This is a genomic window from Stenotrophomonas sp. INTA L402-1 (assembly GCF_059295135.1).
In genome coordinates, this window is the sequence record NZ_JCAFWP010000018.1 from 18,773 (window position 1) to 35,631 (window position 16,859).

At 64.7% G+C, this 16,859-nt stretch carries 14 protein-coding genes and 10 tRNA genes; 3 read left to right on the plus strand and 21 right to left on the minus strand.

What is annotated here, in order from left to right; translation table 11 throughout:
• Nucleotides 1-9 precede the first annotated feature (9 nt).
• Together AC5O77_RS12015 and AC5O77_RS12020 are read right to left on the minus strand one after the other, a co-directional pair.
• Nucleotides 10-414, minus strand: a complete 405-nt coding sequence (locus AC5O77_RS12015; RefSeq protein WP_046982834.1) for a DUF6165 family protein — start codon at nt 412-414, stop codon at nt 10-12.
• 477 nt (nt 415-891) lie between these two features.
• A tRNA-Ser gene (locus tag AC5O77_RS12020) sits at nt 892-982 on the minus strand.
• Between the two features lie 164 nt (nt 983-1,146).
• On the opposite strand from AC5O77_RS12020, the gene AC5O77_RS12025 reads away from it, so the two are divergent.
• A complete protein-coding gene (locus tag AC5O77_RS12025) occupies nt 1,147-1,851 on the plus strand; it encodes a PP2C family protein-serine/threonine phosphatase (RefSeq protein ID WP_478058208.1) in 705 nt (234 codons plus the stop codon).
• A 69-nt stretch (nt 1,852-1,920) separates the two neighbouring features.
• Here AC5O77_RS12025 and dnaQ read toward each other — a convergent pair whose 3' ends face one another.
• Genes dnaQ through AC5O77_RS12040 form a run of 3 tightly spaced genes read right to left on the minus strand, consistent with a single transcriptional unit; the run spans nt 1,921 to nt 3,767 of the window.
• A complete protein-coding gene (gene dnaQ, locus AC5O77_RS12030; RefSeq protein ID WP_279913910.1) occupies nt 1,921-2,652 on the minus strand; it encodes a DNA polymerase III subunit epsilon in 732 nt (243 codons plus the stop codon).
• A 4-nt stretch (nt 2,653-2,656) separates the two neighbouring features.
• Entirely contained in the window at nt 2,657-3,109 is a 453-nt protein-coding gene (rnhA, locus tag AC5O77_RS12035) for a ribonuclease HI (RefSeq protein ID WP_032129326.1), read from the minus strand.
• Nucleotides 3,110-3,122: 13 nt separating this feature from the next.
• Nucleotides 3,123-3,767 carry a methyltransferase domain-containing protein gene (locus AC5O77_RS12040; RefSeq protein ID WP_049400387.1) on the minus strand — a complete coding sequence of 215 codons (645 nt, stop codon included), beginning with the start codon at nt 3,765-3,767 and terminating at the stop codon, nt 3,123-3,125.
• An 11-nt stretch (nt 3,768-3,778) separates the two neighbouring features.
• On the opposite strand from AC5O77_RS12040, the gene gloB reads away from it, so the two are divergent.
• Both gloB and AC5O77_RS12050 read left to right on the plus strand, forming a co-directional pair.
• Nucleotides 3,779-4,543 (plus strand): hydroxyacylglutathione hydrolase, encoded by a 765-nt coding sequence (gloB, locus tag AC5O77_RS12045; RefSeq protein WP_478058206.1) that lies wholly within the window; start codon nt 3,779-3,781, stop codon nt 4,541-4,543.
• On the plus strand, nt 4,540-5,739 hold the full coding sequence (locus AC5O77_RS12050; protein ID WP_494506878.1) for a lytic transglycosylase domain-containing protein: 1,200 nt from the start codon (nt 4,540-4,542) through the stop codon (nt 5,737-5,739). The genes gloB and AC5O77_RS12050 overlap by 4 nt, the downstream gene beginning before the upstream one ends.
• Nucleotides 5,740-5,929: 190 nt before the next feature.
• On the opposite strand, the gene AC5O77_RS12055 is transcribed toward AC5O77_RS12050, so the two are convergent.
• The 16 genes from AC5O77_RS12055 to AC5O77_RS12130 all read right to left on the minus strand — a co-directional run bounded on the left by AC5O77_RS12055 (nt 5,930) and on the right by AC5O77_RS12130 (nt 16,796).
• The gene (locus AC5O77_RS12055) at nt 5,930-7,885 is read right to left on the minus strand and encodes a peptidyl-prolyl cis-trans isomerase (RefSeq protein ID WP_100437402.1); all 1,956 of its coding nucleotides are present in this window, start codon (nt 7,883-7,885) and stop codon (nt 5,930-5,932) included.
• Nucleotides 7,886-8,067: 182 nt separating this feature from the next.
• A tRNA-Asp gene (locus AC5O77_RS12060) sits at nt 8,068-8,144 on the minus strand.
• A 106-nt stretch (nt 8,145-8,250) separates the two neighbouring features.
• A tRNA-Asp gene (locus AC5O77_RS12065) sits at nt 8,251-8,327 on the minus strand.
• An 87-nt stretch (nt 8,328-8,414) separates the two neighbouring features.
• Nucleotides 8,415-8,491: transfer RNA gene (locus tag AC5O77_RS12070), tRNA-Asp, on the minus strand.
• 85 nt (nt 8,492-8,576) lie between these two features.
• Nucleotides 8,577-8,653, minus strand: a tRNA-Asp gene (locus AC5O77_RS12075).
• A gap of 26 nt (nt 8,654-8,679) precedes the next feature.
• A tRNA-Val gene (locus AC5O77_RS12080) sits at nt 8,680-8,754 on the minus strand.
• Between the two features lie 11 nt (nt 8,755-8,765).
• On the minus strand, nt 8,766-9,038 hold the full coding sequence (locus AC5O77_RS12085; protein WP_004146343.1) for an HU family DNA-binding protein: 273 nt from the start codon (nt 9,036-9,038) through the stop codon (nt 8,766-8,768).
• A 217-nt stretch (nt 9,039-9,255) separates the two neighbouring features.
• Nucleotides 9,256-11,706, minus strand: a complete 2,451-nt coding sequence (gene lon / locus AC5O77_RS12090; protein ID WP_032129321.1) for an endopeptidase La — start codon at nt 11,704-11,706, stop codon at nt 9,256-9,258.
• Nucleotides 11,707-11,848: 142 nt separating this feature from the next.
• Entirely contained in the window at nt 11,849-13,138 is a 1,290-nt protein-coding gene (gene clpX, locus AC5O77_RS12095; protein WP_019336555.1) for an ATP-dependent Clp protease ATP-binding subunit ClpX, read from the minus strand.
• A gap of 126 nt (nt 13,139-13,264) precedes the next feature.
• Nucleotides 13,265-13,891 (minus strand): ATP-dependent Clp endopeptidase proteolytic subunit ClpP, encoded by a 627-nt coding sequence (gene clpP, locus AC5O77_RS12100; protein WP_004146318.1) that lies wholly within the window; start codon nt 13,889-13,891, stop codon nt 13,265-13,267.
• A gap of 77 nt (nt 13,892-13,968) precedes the next feature.
• Nucleotides 13,969-15,264: a trigger factor gene (gene tig / locus AC5O77_RS12105; protein WP_049400909.1), complete on the minus strand. Its 1,296-nt coding sequence runs from the start codon at nt 15,262-15,264 to the stop codon at nt 13,969-13,971.
• A gap of 189 nt (nt 15,265-15,453) precedes the next feature.
• Nucleotides 15,454-15,538 (minus strand) — tRNA-Leu (locus AC5O77_RS12110).
• Nucleotides 15,539-15,677: 139 nt separating this feature from the next.
• Complete coding sequence (locus AC5O77_RS12115) at nt 15,678-16,043, minus strand: hypothetical protein (protein ID WP_478058845.1); 366 nt, start codon at nt 16,041-16,043, stop codon at nt 15,678-15,680.
• Between the two features lie 246 nt (nt 16,044-16,289).
• Nucleotides 16,290-16,365, minus strand: a tRNA-Lys gene (locus AC5O77_RS12120).
• Nucleotides 16,366-16,564: 199 nt separating this feature from the next.
• Nucleotides 16,565-16,640 (minus strand) — tRNA-Lys (locus tag AC5O77_RS12125).
• Between the two features lie 79 nt (nt 16,641-16,719).
• Nucleotides 16,720-16,796, minus strand: a tRNA-His gene (locus AC5O77_RS12130).
• Nucleotides 16,797-16,859 lie beyond the last annotated feature (63 nt).

Genomic DNA, 16,859 nt, shown 5'->3' on the forward strand with positions numbered 1-16,859 from the left:
TGCCCCGGATTACGCGCGCTGCGCGTAATCCTGGTAGGACTTCTCTTCCACGTACGCCGAACCCAGCGCCAGGTTGATCGCCTTCTTGATGCGCGCGCGTTCGTCATTGCGCAGGTAGACGCTGCGCGCCAGATCGATGAAACCCTGGTCGAACGCCTGCGCCTTCTCTTTCAGGCGGATGTCGTCCTCGATGTCCCACAGCTGCTCGTTGACCGCCTTCAGCTCGGCACGCAGCTTGGCGATGTCCTTCACCGCCGCCGGGTGTGCCATCCAGGTCTGCTCCAGCGCCGACAGCTCTTTGCGCACATTGGCCAGCTTGCCCTCGTCACTGATGCGCTCGGACTTGATCTGCAGGATCGAGATCTTGTCCAGCAGCTCGCCGAAAGAAACGGGGACGAGGATTTCAGCGGTCATGGGAAAAAGCTCCAACAGGTGATGCAGGCAGTTTAACCCGCAGCTCGCGATGGAATGGGTAGATCCACGCCATGCGTGGATGAGCCTGCCAGCAGGAACAGCATCCACGCATGGCGTGGATCTACTGATGCACCTGCCCCGACAGCAGCGGGGAGAGGCCGGCAAAGGGAGGGGCCCACGCGTTGCGCAGCAACGTGTGGGCGATGCGCAGAGCGCGGTGCGTCCCCAGCCAGATCAGGATATGGTCACTACGGCGTGATTCCCGCCGCGCATCCACACATGGTGTGGATCTACTGATGCATCTGGAGGAACAAGCCCCTCTGTTGAGGGGCTGCCCCGACAGGGGCGGGGAGAGGCAGGCAAAGGGAGGGGCCCACAGGTTGCGCAGCAACGTGTGGGGCGACGCGCAGAGCGCGGCGCGTCCCGCGCCAGATTAAAGAAAAAGGGCTGCCTTTCGGCAGCCCTTTTTCTTTAATCTGGCGGAGAGGGGGGGATTCGAACCCCCGAGGCGCTATAAACGCCTGCCTGATTTCGAGTCAGGTACATTCAACCACTCTGCCACCTCTCCGGGTGGTCCCCGGCGGACCGGGGACGCGCATCATACGAGGAAGTGAGGCCGACGACAAGTCATTCCGGCCAACGAAGTGAAAATTTCCTGAGCGCACGCCTTGCCGGATGCGCGCAGCCACCCGATGATGCCTGTCTCCCCAGCAACACCCCGCCCCAGCGCCCATGATCGAATTCGGACACCTCACCCACCCCGGCATGCGCCGCGAGCTCAACGAGGACACCTACTACGGTGACAGCGAGCTGGCCCTGTGGCTGGTGGCCGATGGCATGGGCGGGCACGCCTGCGGTGAAGTGGCCAGCGCGCTGGCGCGCGAGACCATCGTGCGCGAGATCCGCCGCGGCGCGCTGCTGGCGCAGGCCATCCGCACCGCCGACGAAGAGATCATCCGTGCCTCGCGCCGGCGCAACGACACGTTGCCGATGGGCACCACCGTGGTCGCCGCACGGGTACAGGGCAACCGCTATGAAGTGGCGTGGGTTGGCGACAGCCGTGCCTACCTGTGGCGCGACGGACAGCTGGCCCAGCTCAGCCAGGACCACAGCGTGGTGCAGGAGCTGGTCGCGCAGGGCAACCTGACCGCCGAACAGGCGCGTGCGCATCCGCACCGCAACGTGGTCACCCAGGCGCTGGGCGTGACCGATCCGGCGCATCTGAACGTGGCCACCACCAGCGGCGAACTGCGCCCGGGCATGCAGCTGTTGCTGTGCAGTGACGGCCTGACCGAGGAAGTGGACGACCGCAGCATCGCGCGCACCCTCGCCTTCGAGGATGCCAGCGCACAGGAATGCGTGGACACGCTGGTCGCCGCCGCGCTCGATGGCGGCGGCCGCGACAACATCAGCGTGATCCTGGTGCGCTGCCACTAACCGGTAGATCCACGCCATGCGTGGATGCGGCGCTGCCGGCCTGTGGCCGGCACTACCCCATCCCAGGCATTACGCGCTGGCGGGCTCTTCCACCTTCGGACCATCCCACAGCGCGTGGCCAGCCTTCTTGCGCAGCCGCTCCAGCCGCGCCGCATGCGCTTCCAGCTCCGACGGCGTGGCCACCACGCGCGGGCGCGGCAGCAGCTTGCTGGTATCGAAGGCCTGCAGCGCCGCACCGGCACCACCGCCATCGTCATCGCCCAGACCGAAGCCGATTTCTTCCTGGCCCGAGGTCAGCGCGATATAGACGTCGCCCAGGATCTGCGCATCGAGCAGGCCGCCATGCAGCGCACGGTGCGAGTTGTCCACGCCCAGCCGCTTGCACAGCGCATCCAGCGAGTTGCGCTGGCCCGGGAAGCGCTCACGCGCCATCACCAGGGTATCGATCACGGCGCAGCGGTCGGTGATCTTCCCGTACTGCGGCCCCAGCAGCGACAACTCGTTGTCGAGGAAGCCGAGGTCGAACGCCGCGTTGTGGATGATCAGCTCGGCGCCATCGATGAAGGCCAGGAACTCGTCGGCGATCTGCGCGAAGTCCGGCTTGTCATCGAGGAACTCCAGGGTCAGGCCGGTGACTTCCTGCGCGCCCTGTTCGAACTCGCAGTCCGGCTTGATGTACTGGTGATAGTTGTTGCCGGTCGGGCGGCGCTTGAACAGCTCCACGCAGCCGATTTCGACGATGCGGTTGCCCTTCTTCCACTCCAGGCCGGTGGTTTCGGTATCGAGGATGATCTGACGCATGGGCTCAGTTTACCGGGCTGGCGTCGCGGATCTGGATCGCCGCGTTGCGGGCCAGCGTATCCACCCGCTCATTGTCCGGGTCGCCGGAGTGACCCTTCACCCAGCGCCAATCGATCTGATGCCGCAGCGTGGCCGCCTGCAGGCGCTCCCACAGCTCGCGGTTCTTTACCGGATCGCCGCCAGCCGTCTTCCAGTTCTTGCGGATCCAGCCCGGCATCCACTGGGTCAGACCCTGCCGCACATACTGCGAATCGGTATAGAGCACGATGTTGCACGGCTCGGTCAGCGACTCCAGCCCGGAAATGGCCGCCATCAGCTCCATCCGGTTGTTGGTGGTGTGCGCCTCGCCACCGCTCAGTTCGCGCTCGTGGCCCTTGTAGCGCAGCAGCGCAGCCCAGCCGCCGGGGCCGGGATTGCCAAGGCAGGAACCGTCGGTGTGGATTTCGATGGTTTTCAATACAACTCCAGAATCAGGTAGCTACGGTGCCGTGCCAGCGCACCGGCAGCGGTTTCGGCCCAGGCAGGGCCAGCGTACGTTTTTCCGCATGGAACAGGCAGGCCGCGCGCAGCGGCGCCCAACCTCCGGGACGACGGCTGCCCGCACCGCGCCAGAGCGGGCCCAGGTAACGCATATCGTCGCATTCCAGCCCATGACGGCCGAGCAGCAGGCGGATCCGCTGTGGCGTGCGCACCACCAGTCCATGCTGGCGCCATCGCGTGCGATACGGACTGAACGGATTGAGGCTGCTCAGCCACAGATGGCCGCCCGGCATCAGTACGCGCTCGCACTCGTCGAGCAGCCGGTCGGCATCGGCCGCGGTGACATGCTGCAGCACGATCGCATTGACGCTTTCATTGGCCAGCGGCAGCGGCAGCGCACAACGGGTGTCGCCGGCATAGCCCTGCCCCTGCCGGAACAGGCGCAGACCGCGTCCGCCCAGCTGTGCATCGTCCAGCCAGGCCGCACTTGGTGCGATCCACAGCCAGGGCTGCGCCGGCAGCACCGACAGCTGCGGCAGCAGCAATTGCCGCTCCAGCACGCGCAAGGCCTCCGCCGGTTCACTGTCGAACCACGGGGTCTGGCTCGCTTGACGGGTGCTCTGCAGCGCGGGCATGGTCCAATTCTATGCGACTGACTGCCCTGCCCGCATTTGCGGATAACTACATCTGGACGCTGATCGACAACGAGGGCGCTGCCGTGGTCGTCGACCCCGGCGATGCCGCGCCAGTGCTCGCGCTGGCCGATCAGGGCCTGCGCGTGGACACGATCCTGCTCACCCATCACCACGACGACCACATCGGTGGCGTGCCGGCATTGCAGGCGCGTTTCCCCGGCGTACGGGTCATCGCGCCGGTCGAGGAACGCATTCCCACGGCCACCGAGCGGGTCGGCGAAGGTGAACGCGTTCAGGCACTGGGCCGGACGTTCCACGTACTATCCGTGCCCGGGCATACCCGCAGCCACATCGCGTTTCACACTGCTGAACATCTTTTCAGCGGAGATTCGTTGTTCAGCCTGGGCTGTGGACGCCTGTTCGAAGGTACGCCGTCCCAGCTGCTGGCGTCGATGCGCAAGCTGGGTGCCCTGCCCGCGCAACTGCTGCTTTGTTGCGCTCATGAGTACACCGTGTCAAATGCCGTCTTCGCGCGGCATGTCGACCCCGCCAACGCTGCCCTGTGGCAGCGCCAAGAGGAGGCTTTGGCCATGCGCCGCGATGACCGTTCCACCCTGCCGGTAACCCTGGCCAACGAATTCGAATGCAATCCCTTCCTGCGTGTGCACGCTGCACCGATCCGTGCGACGGTGTCGGCACACCTGGGCCGTGACGTCGTGGACGACGTCGACGTGATGGCCGGTCTCCGGCACTGGAAAGACGGCTTCCGCGCATGATGCGCCGAAGTCTGCCGCTGGCCCTGGGCCTTGCCCTGGGGCTGGCCGGAACCGCGGGCGCACAGTCGCTGGGCGCCGGCATCAGCCAGAACCTGACCGCCGCTGCGGCGCTGCCGCTGGATCCGTCCGCGCTGCCTGCGCCCTCGGTGCGCAATGGCCAGGAGATCTTCACCAGCTTCCGCGACGGTCTGGCCGAGCCCAGCTGCGATGCCGAGGCTACCAGCCCGCGCTGGCAGAAGCAGTTCGCCCACGCCCCCTCGCGCCTGGCCAACCAGGATGACGATGCGCTGGTGCTGTTCGGCTATGTGGTCGAAGAGCTGCGCAAGGCGAACCTGCCCACCGAATTCGCGCTGATTCCGTTCGTGGAAAGCGGCTATCGGCCCAATGCCCGCAACGGCAGCGGCCCGACCGGCCTGTGGCAGTTCATCGCCACCACGGCGCGCAACCACCGCGTACCCATGGCCAACGGCTACGACGGCCGCCTGTCGGCGGTTGATTCCACCCAGGCCGCGGTGCGCTACCTGAAGACCCTGCACGGCATGTTCGGCGGCGACTGGCGCCTGGCCACCATGGCCTACAACGCCGGCGAGTACCGGGTACTGCAGTCCATGCGCAAGGCCGGCATGAACGCGCAGAATGCCAAGCCGGCAGCCCTGCCGGGGCTGTCGCCGGTTACCCATGCCTATGTCGAAAAGCTGCATGCCCTGGCCTGCGTGCTGGAAGACGTGGAGGACCAGCCTCGCGTGATGGCCTCGCTGGACCGCACCGTGCCGGTGTTGAAGGACCACACCCTGCCGGCCGGCACCAGCGTCCAGCAGTGGGCCGCACAGCGCGCCCTGGACCCCGCCAGGATCGCCCGCCTCAACCCGGCCCTGGCCGCCGGCAACCGCGCTTCGGGAACCACCCGGGTCCTGGCCCCGGTCTCGGCCGCCAATGCGACGGTGACGGAAGCCGCGTCCACGCTGGTGGCCAGCACCGCACCGGTTGCCACGACCACACCGACGCCGCAGATGGCCAAGACCGTGGCCGCGATCGCCGACCGCCCGCGCAGCCGCCGCCACACCGTGCGTGATGGCGAGTCGGCCTGGACCATCGCCCGCCGCTACGGCATGCCGGTAAAGGCCCTGCTGTCGCTGAACGGCCTGAGTGGCAGCAGCGTGCTGAAGCCTGGCGCAGTGCTGCGCGTCGAGGACTGACGCGCTCCAACCCCGCTGTATCTGCTCTTTGTAGAGTCGAGCGATGCTCGACTGCATCTGCACGACTCTACAAAAGGCGGTCGAGCAAGCTCGACCACTACCAAAGCTCAAGCGCGCCACAGACGACGCGAAGGCACAAAAAAAGGCCCGGCATTGCCGGGCCTTCTTCGATCCTGCCCCGCCGCGAGGCTTACAGGTTCTCTTCGGTGGTCTGGATCACGAACTTCCTGCGCATCGCCTCGACGTAGGCTTTGGCTGCGGCCATGCCGTCGATCTGGCTCAGCTGATCCTTGAGCTGCTTCTGCTGCTCGGCGGTCACTTCCTTGATGTCGCCCGGGTTGACCTTGTTCACTGCGAACAGCAGCGCGTGGCCGTTGACGTCGACCTTGCCGTAGCTCGGCTTGCCTTCCGCCGGCACCGGCGCACTGAAGATCGCGCGGTTGATTTCCGGGGTCGGCACCGGCTGGCTGCGCGGCAGGCCCGGCATCGGGCTCAACTGCAGCTTCTCGCTGGCGGCCAGCGACTGCAGGGTGGCACCGGCCTTCAGCTTGGCCAGCACGGCGTCGGCGGCCTTGTCGCTGGCCTGGCGCTGGCGGTCGGCGCGGATCGCGGCGATCACCTGTTCACGCGCCTTGTCCAGCGGCGTTGCCTGTTCCGGGGTATGCGCGGCAACGCGGATGACCACGCTGTGGTTGGTGGCACCACCCAGGGCGATCGGGTCGCTGGCAGTACCATCCTGCACCAGCACTTCGGAGAAGGCCGCACGCAGCACGGCCGGATCGGTGGCGATGCCACTGGCGGTTGCGCGGGTGATCGGGCCCAGGGTCTGCAGCGGCAGGTTCACTTCCTTGGCCGCAGCAGCCAGATCACTCGGGCTCTTGTTGATCGCATCGACCAGGTGGCCGGCCAGCTCGTTGAAGCCGCGCTCGCCGTCGGCCTTCAGCTGCTCGGCGGCCAGCGTGTCACGCACTTCCTCGAACGACTTGCCTTCGCCGCCACGCACCGCGGCGACCTTGATGACGTGGTAGCCGAAGTCGGTCTTGACCGGGCCGATCACGTCACCCGCCTTGGCGGCGAACAGGGCGTCTTCGAACGGCTTGACCATCGCGCCACGCTCGACCCAGCCCAGATCACCGCCCTGGTCCTTCGAACCCGGGTCTTCCGAATTGGCCTTGGCCAGTGCAGCGAAGTCGGCACCCGCCGCCTTGGCTTCGGTGGCGATCTTGTTCGCCTTGGCTTCGGCACCGTCACCGGTGATCAGGATGTGCGCGGCCTGGCGCTGTTCCGGCGAAGTAAACTTCGCCTTCTCGTCCTCATAGCGCTTGCGCAGGGTCGCTTCGTCGGCCGCGGTCGGTGCCGGCAGGTTGGCGCCATTGATCTCGACGTATTCCAGCGACACGCTTTCGGCCTGGCGGAAATCCTTGCCGTGGCTGTCGTACCACTGCTTGATCTGCTCATCGGTGACCGGCGCGGTATCGGCCGGAACCTCCGGCAGCGCGGCCAGTTCGACGTCGCGGGTCTCACCCAGCAGCTTCAGCAGGCGCTCGGTCTCGGCCTGGGTGACGAAGCCCGAATTCTGCAGGCCCGACGGGATCACCGACTGCTGCAGGCTCTCGCGCACCAGCTCCTGGAACTGCGTGGGGGTACGCGGCGGATTGCCACCGGCCAGAGCCAGGCGGTAGTTGTTCTCGTTGAACTTGCCGTTCGAATCGAGGAAGGCCGGGATGGTGGCGATGTACTCGCGCACCGCGCCATCGCCGATCACAACACCGGCCTGCTCGCCCACCAGGCGCACGACCTGCTCGTCGATCAGCTGATCGAGCACGGCCATCTTGTTTTCAGTGCTTTCGAACGCGCGCGGGTCGAAGTTCTCGCCCTGCTGCTGGCGCTCACGCATGCGCTCCTGCTCGAAGCGGGTGCGGAAATCCTGCGCGCTGATCTCGTGGTGCTGCCACAGCATGCGCACCGGCCACCACGACGGTGCCGAACGCCACCAGGTCGGAGGCGCGGAAACCTTGGCCACGTTCTGTGCGCCAACGCCACCCAGGTAGCTGTTGTCGATCACGAACAGGAACGGAATCATCAGCAGCCCCAGGATCACGGTGACGATCCAGCCTGAGGTCTTGTCGCGGAGTTTCTGCAGCATGGTGAGGAATCACAAGGCCTGATTGGCGAGCCCGGCAGTGTAACCCGCTTCGTCGCAGGGACCAAAAGCAGCGCCGGCGCGGCCTGCGCCGATCTCCGCGGACCTGTGCCGTCAGCACCTCGGCAGGCCTGCCGCAGGGCACAAAGAAAAAGCCCCCGGCTTGCGCCGAGGGCTTTTAAAGTTGGCGGAGCGGACGGGACTCGAACCCGCGACCTCCGGCGTGACAGGCCAGCATTCTAACCAGCTGAACTACCGCTCCGCGCTGAAACTTTGCAGGCGCCCAGTATATCCGAAGACTCCCTGGAAACCCAGCCCGATGAACACTTTTTTCAAAGTTTTTTCACAGGGACTTAAGAATTCTGCAATGGCGGAGCGGACGGGACTCGAACCCGCGACCTCCGGCGTGACAGGCCAGCATTCTAACCAGCTGAACTACCGCTCCGTTCTTGCAAAAACCTTTTCGCCTTCCTTCCGAACCTGTCGGTGAGAAGACAAGGCCCCCAGCTTTAGGCCGGGGGCCTCGATGTAGTGGCGGAGCGGACGGGACTCGAACCCGCGACCTCCGGCGTGACAGGCCAGCATTCTAACCAGCTGAACTACCGCTCCGTATTGTTGCTATTTCTTGTTTTCCCACCGGCCTGGACCGGGGAGAAAACAAAGCCTCCAGCTTTTGGCCGGAGGCCTCGTTGAATGGCGGAGCGGACGGGACTCGAACCCGCGACCTCCGGCGTGACAGGCCAGCATTCTAACCAGCTGAACTACCGCTCCACACTCAAACTTTTACCGCGGTGCTGTGGTGGGTGCTGAGGGTTTCGAACCCCCGACCCTCTCCGTGTAAAGGAGACGCTCTACCGCTGAGCTAAGCACCCCAGCGAGCCGCTTAGTTTACAGCATCCTTCAGGGCCTTACCAGCCTTGAACGACGGATTCTTCGAAGCAGCGATCTTGATGGTGTCGCCGGTCTTCGGGTTGCGGCCGGTGCGGGCAGCACGGTCGCGGACCTGGAAGGTACCGAAGCCAACCAGGGTGACCGCATCGCCGTCCTTCAGCGCCTTGGTGACGGCAGCAACGACGGCATCGACAGCGCGGCTGGACTCGGCCTTGGTCAGGTCGGCAGCTTCAGCAACGGCATCGATCAATTCGGTCTTGTTCATTCTCTACAACTCCTTTGGCGGTGGGTTCCGCTTATTCGACAGGGAAGCAACCGCACGCCTTCTGCATGCGGCCGCCATGTGGAAACGGTTCGCCGATTCAGTCATCGCTGACAGCGATCACTCATTCGCGAGTGCTGCTTTTATACCAGTGGCCCTACCCCCACGCAAGCTGGAAAGCCAGCAACGACGCGGGTTTCGGGCCATCGGACAGCGCGCGTCAATGCTTGACGCGCGCGCTTCCACTCGGTTTGGCCTTGCTGCGCACCGTGACACGCTGCGCACTCTTGCGCGCCTTCTTCGGTGCCAGCGGGCGCTCCAGCGCCAGGTCCAGGACTTCTTCGATGTACTTCACCGGCACGATCTCCAGATCGCGGGTGACGTTGGCCGGAATGTCTGCAAGGTCCTTGCGGTTCTCTTCCGGAATGATGACCGTGCGGATACCACCGCGCAGTGCGGCCAGCAGTTTCTCCTTCAAGCCACCGATGGCGGTGACACGACCACGCAGGGTGATCTCACCGGTCATCGCCACGTCGGCACGCACCGGCACCTTGGTCAGCATCGACACCAGCGAGGTGACCATTGCCGCACCGGCACTCGGTCCGTCCTTCGGCGTGGCACCATCGGGCACGTGCAGGTGCACGTCGTGCTTCTGCAGGAAGTCGCTGTCGATGCCGAAGCCGACCGCGCGCGAACGCACCACCGACAACGCCGCCGACGCCGATTCCTTCATCACGTTGCCGAGCTGGCCGGTCAGGATCAGCTGGCCCTTGCCCGGCACCAGCGTCGATTCGATCTGCAGCAGATCGCCACCGACTTCGGTCCACGCCAGGCCGGTGACCAGGCCGATCTCGTTCTCTTCCTCGGCGCGGCCGAAATCGAAGCGACGCACACCCAGGTACTTGTCCAGGTTCTTGCTGGACACGCTCACCAGCGCCTTGGACTTCTTCGCGCCCTTCTTCGCCTTCACCGGCTGCGGACCGGCCAGCGCGATCTCCTTCACCACCTTGCGGCAGATCTTGGCGATCTCGCGTTCCAGGTTGCGCACGCCCGATTCGCGCGTGTAGTAGCGCACGATGTCCTGGATCGCATCGCTGCCGATCTCCAGCTCTTCCGGCTGCAGGCCGTTGGCCTTGATCTGCTTCGGCACCAGGTAGCGGGTCGCGATGTTGAGCTTCTCGTCCTCGGTGTAGCCGGGGATGCGGATCACTTCCATGCGGTCCAGCAGCGGGCCGGGAATGTTGAGCGAGTTCGAGGTGGCCACGAACATCACTTCGGACAGGTCCAGGTCCACTTCCAGGTAGTGGTCGTTGAACGCGTTGTTCTGCTCCGGGTCGAGCACTTCCAGCAGCGCCGAAGACGGATCGCCACGGAAGTCCATCGACATCTTGTCGATCTCGTCGAGCACGAACAGCGGATTCTTGCTGCCGACCTTGTTGAGGTTCTGCACGATGCGGCCCGGCATCGAACCGACGTAGGTACGGCGGTGGCCACGGATCTCGGCCTCGTCACGCACGCCGCCCAGCGACATGCGCACGAACTTGCGGTTGGTGGCTTTGGCGATGGACTGGCCCAGCGAGGTCTTGCCCACGCCCGGCGGCCCGACCAGGCACAGGATCGGCCCCTTCATCTGCTTCACGCGCGACTGCACCGCCAGGTACTCAAGGATGCGCTCCTTGACCTTCTCCAGGCCGTAGTGATCAGCATCGAGGGTGTCCTGCGCGGCCTTCAGGTCCTTGCGCACCTTGCTGCGCTTCTTCCACGGCACGCCCAGCAACCACTCCAGGTAGTTGCGCACGACGGCGGCTTCGGCCGACATCGGCGACATCTGCTTGAGCTTGTTCAGTTCGTTGCGTGCCTTGGCTTCAACGGCCTTCGGCATGCCGGCTTCGGCGATCTTGCGGGCCAGCTCTTCCAGCTCGCCCGGTGCGTCGTCCAGGTCACCCAGTTCCTTCTGGATGGCCTTCATCTGTTCGTTGAGGTAGTACTCGCGCTGGCTCTTCTCCATCTGCGACTTCACGCGGCCGCGGATGCGCTTCTCCATCTGCTGCACGTCGATCTCGCCATCGACCAGGCCGACCAGCATCTCCAGGCGGTCACCCACGGCCAGCGTTTCCAGCAGGCGCTGCTTGTCGGCCAGGCGCACGCTGATGTGCGCAGCGATGGTGTCGGCCAGGCGTGCCGGCTCATCGATGCCCGACAACGTCTGCAGCAGCTCCGGCGGCAGCTTGCGATTGGTCTTCACGTACTGCTCGAACAGCGACATCAGCGAGCGGGCGATCGCCTCCACCTCGCGTGCTTCGCGCTCGTCGGTGGCGTCGATCTCCACGGCCTGCCCATGCAGCGAGCCGTTGCGCTCGTCGACGTGGGTGACCTGCACGCGCGACAGGCCTTCGACCAGCACCTTGATGGTGCCGTCGGGCAGCTTCAGCAGCTGCAGCACCTGCGCCAGCGTACCGACCTGGTAGAGGTCGGCCGCATGCGGGTCGTCGGTCTCGGCCGACTTCTGCGCCAGCAGCAGGATGCGCTTGTCCGATTCCATTGCCTGTTCGAGCGCGTGCATGGACTTGTCACGGCCGACGAACAGCGGGATGACCATGTGCGGGAACACCACTACGTCGCGCAGCGGCAGGACCGGCAGGTCGAGGGTTTCACTTGGGGAACGGGCCATGGGGGCTCCAGGGAAGGGGAAAACCGCCTCCGGGAGGGCATCTTCCGGAGACAAAAAAAGCCGATGGCCCCGTTATGGGGCCATCGGCTTTCAGATGCAAGGCATTCCTTGAAAATCCTTTCCAATCAACAACCTGGAAGGATCACTCGGCGCCTGCGGCCTTCTGTTCAGGGGCCGCCGGGGTCTGGTAGATCAGGTACGGCTCGGACTTGTGCTCGATCACCGACTCGTCCACCACCACCTTGCTGACGTTTTCCTGCGACGGCAGGTCGTACATGGTGTCCAGCAGGACCGATTCGACGATGGTGCGCAGGCCGCGTGCACCGGTCTTGCGCTTGAGCGCCTTCCTGGCGATGGCCGACAACGCGTCCGGACGGAACTCCAGCTCGACGCTCTCCATCTCGAACAGCTTCTTGAACTGCTTGGTGATGGCGTTCTTCGGCTCGGTCAGGATCCTGATCAGGGCCGGCTCGTCCAGCTCCTCCAGGGTCGCCACCACCGGCAGGCGGCCGACGAACTCGGGGATCAGGCCGAACTTGATCAGGTCTTCCGGCTCGACTTCGGCCAGCACCTTGCCCACTTCCTGCTTGCGCTCGCTGCTCTTCACCTTGGCGCCGAAGCCGATGCTGCCGACGTCGGTGGAACGGGCCTGGATCACCTTGTCCAGCCCGGCGAACGCGCCGCCGCAGATGAACAGGATGTTCTTGGTGTCCACCTGCAGGAATTCCTGCTGCGGGTGCTTGCGGCCACCCTGCGGCGGAACGCTGGCCACGGTGCCTTCGATCAGCTTCAGCAGGGCCTGCTGCACGCCTTCGCCGGACACATCGCGGGTGATCGACGGGTTCTCGCTCTTGCGCGAGATCTTGTCGATTTCATCGATGTAGACGATGCCCTGCTGCGCCTTCTCGACGTCGTAGTCGCACTTCTGCAGCAGCTTCTGGATGATGTTCTCCACGTCCTCGCCCACGTAACCGGCTTCGGTCAGCGTGGTGGCGTCGGCCATGGTGAACGGCACGTTGAGCAGGCGGGCCAGGGTCTCGGCCAGCAGCGTCTTGCCCGAACCGGTCGGACCGACCAGCAGGATGTTCGACTTCGCCAGTTCGACGTCGTCGTTCTTCTGCCGGCTCTCGATGCGCTTGTAGTGGTTGTACACGGCCACGGCCAGCGTGCGCTTGGCGCGGTTCTGGCCGATCACGTACTGGTCGAGGACCTCGAGGATCTCGCGCGGCTTGGGCAGCGAACTGCGCGCCGACTGCGCCTTTTCCTCAAGTTCCTCACGGATGATGTCGTTGCACAGCTCCACGCACTCATCGCAGATGAATACGCTCGGACCCGCAATCAGCTTGCGCACTTCATGCTGGCTCTTGCCGCAGAAAGAGCAGTAGAGGATCTTGCCGGTGTCCGTGGAACGACCTTGGCGGTCTTCGCTCATGCTTCGCTTACCCAGTTACCCCACCCGCTGAACGGGGGTTCGATTCGAGAATAGCACAGGGCCGAGGGGACACCAGTCCCGCCCGACCCTGCAGGAACGGGGCCTCCATGGCCCCGTGATGGCCGGTCAGCCGGCCTGGATCGACTCGTCCGGACGACGCTCCAGGACCTGGTCGACCAGACCATAGGCCTGCGCCTCGAAGGCGCTCTTGAAGTTGTCGCGCTCGGTGTCGCGGGCGATCGTCTCCAGCGACTGGCCGGTGTGCTTGGCCAGCACCTCGTTCAGGCGCGAACGCAGGGTCAGGATCTCACGCGCGTGGATGTCGATGTCGGTGGCCTGGCCCTGGTAGCCACCCAGCGGCTGGTGGATCATCACGCGCGAGTTCGGCAGCGCATAGCGCTTGCCGGCTTCGCCCGCGGCCAGCAGCAGGGCGCCCATCGAGGCGGCCTGGCCGATGCAGGTGGTGCTCACATTCGGCTTGATGTACTGCATGGTGTCGTAGATCGCCATGCCGGCGGTGACCACGCCACCCGGCGAGTTGATGTAGATGTTGATGTCCTTTTCCGGGTTCTCCGACTCCAGGAACAGCAACTGCGCCACCACCACGTTGGCCATGTGATCGTCGATCGGGCCCACGAGGAAGATCAGGCGCTCCTTCAACAGGCGCGAATAGATGTCGTAGGCACGCTCGCCGCGGCTGGTCTGCTCGACCACCATCGGAACCAGGTTCAGGGCTTTGGTTCGGTTGTCCATTACGTGAGGTACCTATCTTGGGGGGGCAACAACCCCGCGCCGGCAAAGGCGCGGGGCATCCGGTGATCCGCCCGGGCTTACTGGCGGATCGCGTCCTGGAACGACAGCTTCTCTTCGGTGTGCTGGGCACGCTCGGCGATCCAGTCGATCACCTGCTCTTCCATCACACGGTTCTGCAGGCCAGACATCAGCTGGGGGTCGTTGCGGTACATCTCAATGACCTGTTCCGGCTCTTCGTAGGTCGAAGCGATCAGACGCATCGTTTCGTTCAGGCGCTTGGCTTCCAGGCGCAGGTCGTTGATGCGGGCCACTTCACCGACCAGCAGGCCGACCAGCACGCGCTTGGCGGCCGCTTCCTTGAAGCCTTCGTGGGCATCGGCCGGGATCTCGCCGACGTTCTGGCCGTTGCGGCGGATCTGCTCGACCTGCTGGGCCAGCATGGCGCGGGCTTCGTTCTCGACCAGGCGCGGCGGCATTTCCACCGACGAGTAGGCGGCGATCAGCTGCTCGCCCACTTCGCGGCGCAGGCGGTTCATCAGAGCGCCCTTCAGCTCGCGCTCCAGGTTGGCGCGGATGTCGCTGCGGAACTGCTCGACGTCGCCGCCCTTCACGCCGAAGCTCTTGATGAAGGCTTCGTCGACCGCCGGCACGACCGGCTCGGACACTTCGGCGACCTTGACGGTGACCTGCACGGTCTTGCCTGCCAGCACCGGCACGCGCCAGTCAGCCGGGAACTCGACGTCCAGGGTCTTTTCTTCGCCCTTGGCCAGGCCGACCAGGCCCTTTTCGATGGTGTCGAACATCATGCCCTGGCCGAGCACGATCGAACCCTTCTCGGTGCCCTCGGCCGGCAGGCGCTCTTCGCCGGCCTGCGACCAGGTTTCCACCGCGACCAGGTCACCGTCCTGCGCGCCACGGCTGACCGGGGCCCAGGTACGACGCTGGTTCTGCAGGTTCTCGATCATCTGGTCGATGTCGGCGTCGGTGATCTCGGCGCTGTGGCGCACGACGGTCAGCTTGCTGACGTCGATATCGCCGAAGTCCGGCACCACTTCCACGGTGGCCACGAAGGAGAATTCACCCTCGTCGCCCTTGTCGATGCGCGGGCTGCCCACGATGCGCAGGTCGTGCTCGCGCACGGCGGCATCGAAGGTTTCGCGCAGCAGGCCGTCCAGCGCCTCGCCACGGACCTGCGCGCCGAAGCGCTGCTCGATCACCTTGGCCGGCACCTTGCCCGGACGGAAACCCTTGATGCGGGTGGTACGGGCGATTTCGCCCAGGCGGCCGACGATGTGGCTCTGCAGACGCTCTTCCGGCAGCGAGAAGCTCAGGCGGCGTTCCAGATTGCCGGTGGATTCGATCGAAGCTTGCATGTTGACTCCTGCCACCGGTGGCCCACGCCCCCGGCTCGATGATTGGGATGAAACGGTTGTAAGGACACGACGTCTGGGACGCGCCTGCTTGCCGCAGCCCTTTAGTTTCGCCCAATTCGGCCTGCACTGCCAGCGCGTGCCGGTCAAGGGGGCGCAGATGGCCCGATCAGGGCGGGGACAGGCCGGCACTGGTGCGAAAGGGGGGACTCGAACCCCCACGCCTTGCGGCACTGGAACCTAAATCCAGGGCGTCTACCAATTCCGCCACTTTCGCGTGGCCGGCTCAGGCGTTCATTGTCGCAGGCGGGGGCTGGAAGCGGAAGGCCTGCACAAAACTGAATCTGCCGCGATGCGCGCGGCCCCTGCATCGCTGCCGCCCCGGCGGGCGCACCACCCGCCAGGACGACTGCGGCTTACTGCTGCGGTACAGCGCGGGCCGGTGCCATGCCTGCATGTTCGGCGGGCGCCTCCCCCTTGCGGATCTCCACGCCCCCGTCATCGGTGCGCCGCAGAGCCACCGACTCCGGCATGGCCTTGCGCACATCCACCGAACCGTCCGCATTGCGCTGCACATCCACCGCGTCAGGCAGGACCTCCGCTTCCGCAGGCTGAGCCGGCTGCATCTGCATGGCGCCCCCCACCGGGCGCGCCGGAGTGCTCTCCGTGCCCGCATCGCGTTCAACGGTCTTCGCGGGATCATTGGCTGGTGCGCAGGCACCCAGCGCCATCAACGCGAAGGGAACCCACAGCGTGCGGTGCAATCGATTGATATCAGCCATCAACATCTTCCTTCGTGCATGCGCCATCGGCGCGGAAGATCCATTGGGTGCGATGCGGGACGCGATGCGGTGAGAAGCAGCGCACAGCATTGAAAACACTGATGACGCGTATGTCCCTGATTTCAGCATCGCTTCAGTAGATTCACGCCATGCGCCGTTTCAGCAGATCCACACCATGCGCGGATGAAGCGCAACCCGGCGTGCAGGCAAGAAAAAAGCCACTTGGCGAACCAAGTGGCTTTCGTCTGGTGGGCTGTCAAGGATTCGAACCTTGGACCTATTGATTAAGAGTCAACTGCTCTACCAACTGAGCTAACAGCCCGAAATCGGGGCGCGAATTATGACCTGATCCGCTCGGTGGGTGCAAGCACTTTTTTTCAACATCGTTGAAACCAGCACTGCGGTCCCGCTGCATTGCAGATCCACGGCCAAGCGGGGCTCTGCAACCTGTGATCCATCGAAACGATGGGAGTCACACTTATAAGAAAAAAGCCACCTGGGATACCAGGTGGCTTCTGTCTTGGTGGGCCGTCAAGGATTCGAACCTTGGACCTATTGATTAAGAGTCAACTGCTCTACCAACTGAGCTAACGGCCCGTGAAACTCAGACGCACATTGTAGCGTGCTTTCTGTTTATTGCAATACCGTTTCGGCTGCGCCGATGCGGTTGAATCAGTGGGGTGGCTGAGGGGATTCGAACCCCCGACCACCGGAATCACAATCCGGTACTCTAACCAACTGAGCTACAGCCACCACTGAAACTTTCGCTCCACCGCCGATGAGGCTGACGCTGGACCTTGATGCTTTGCTAGCGGG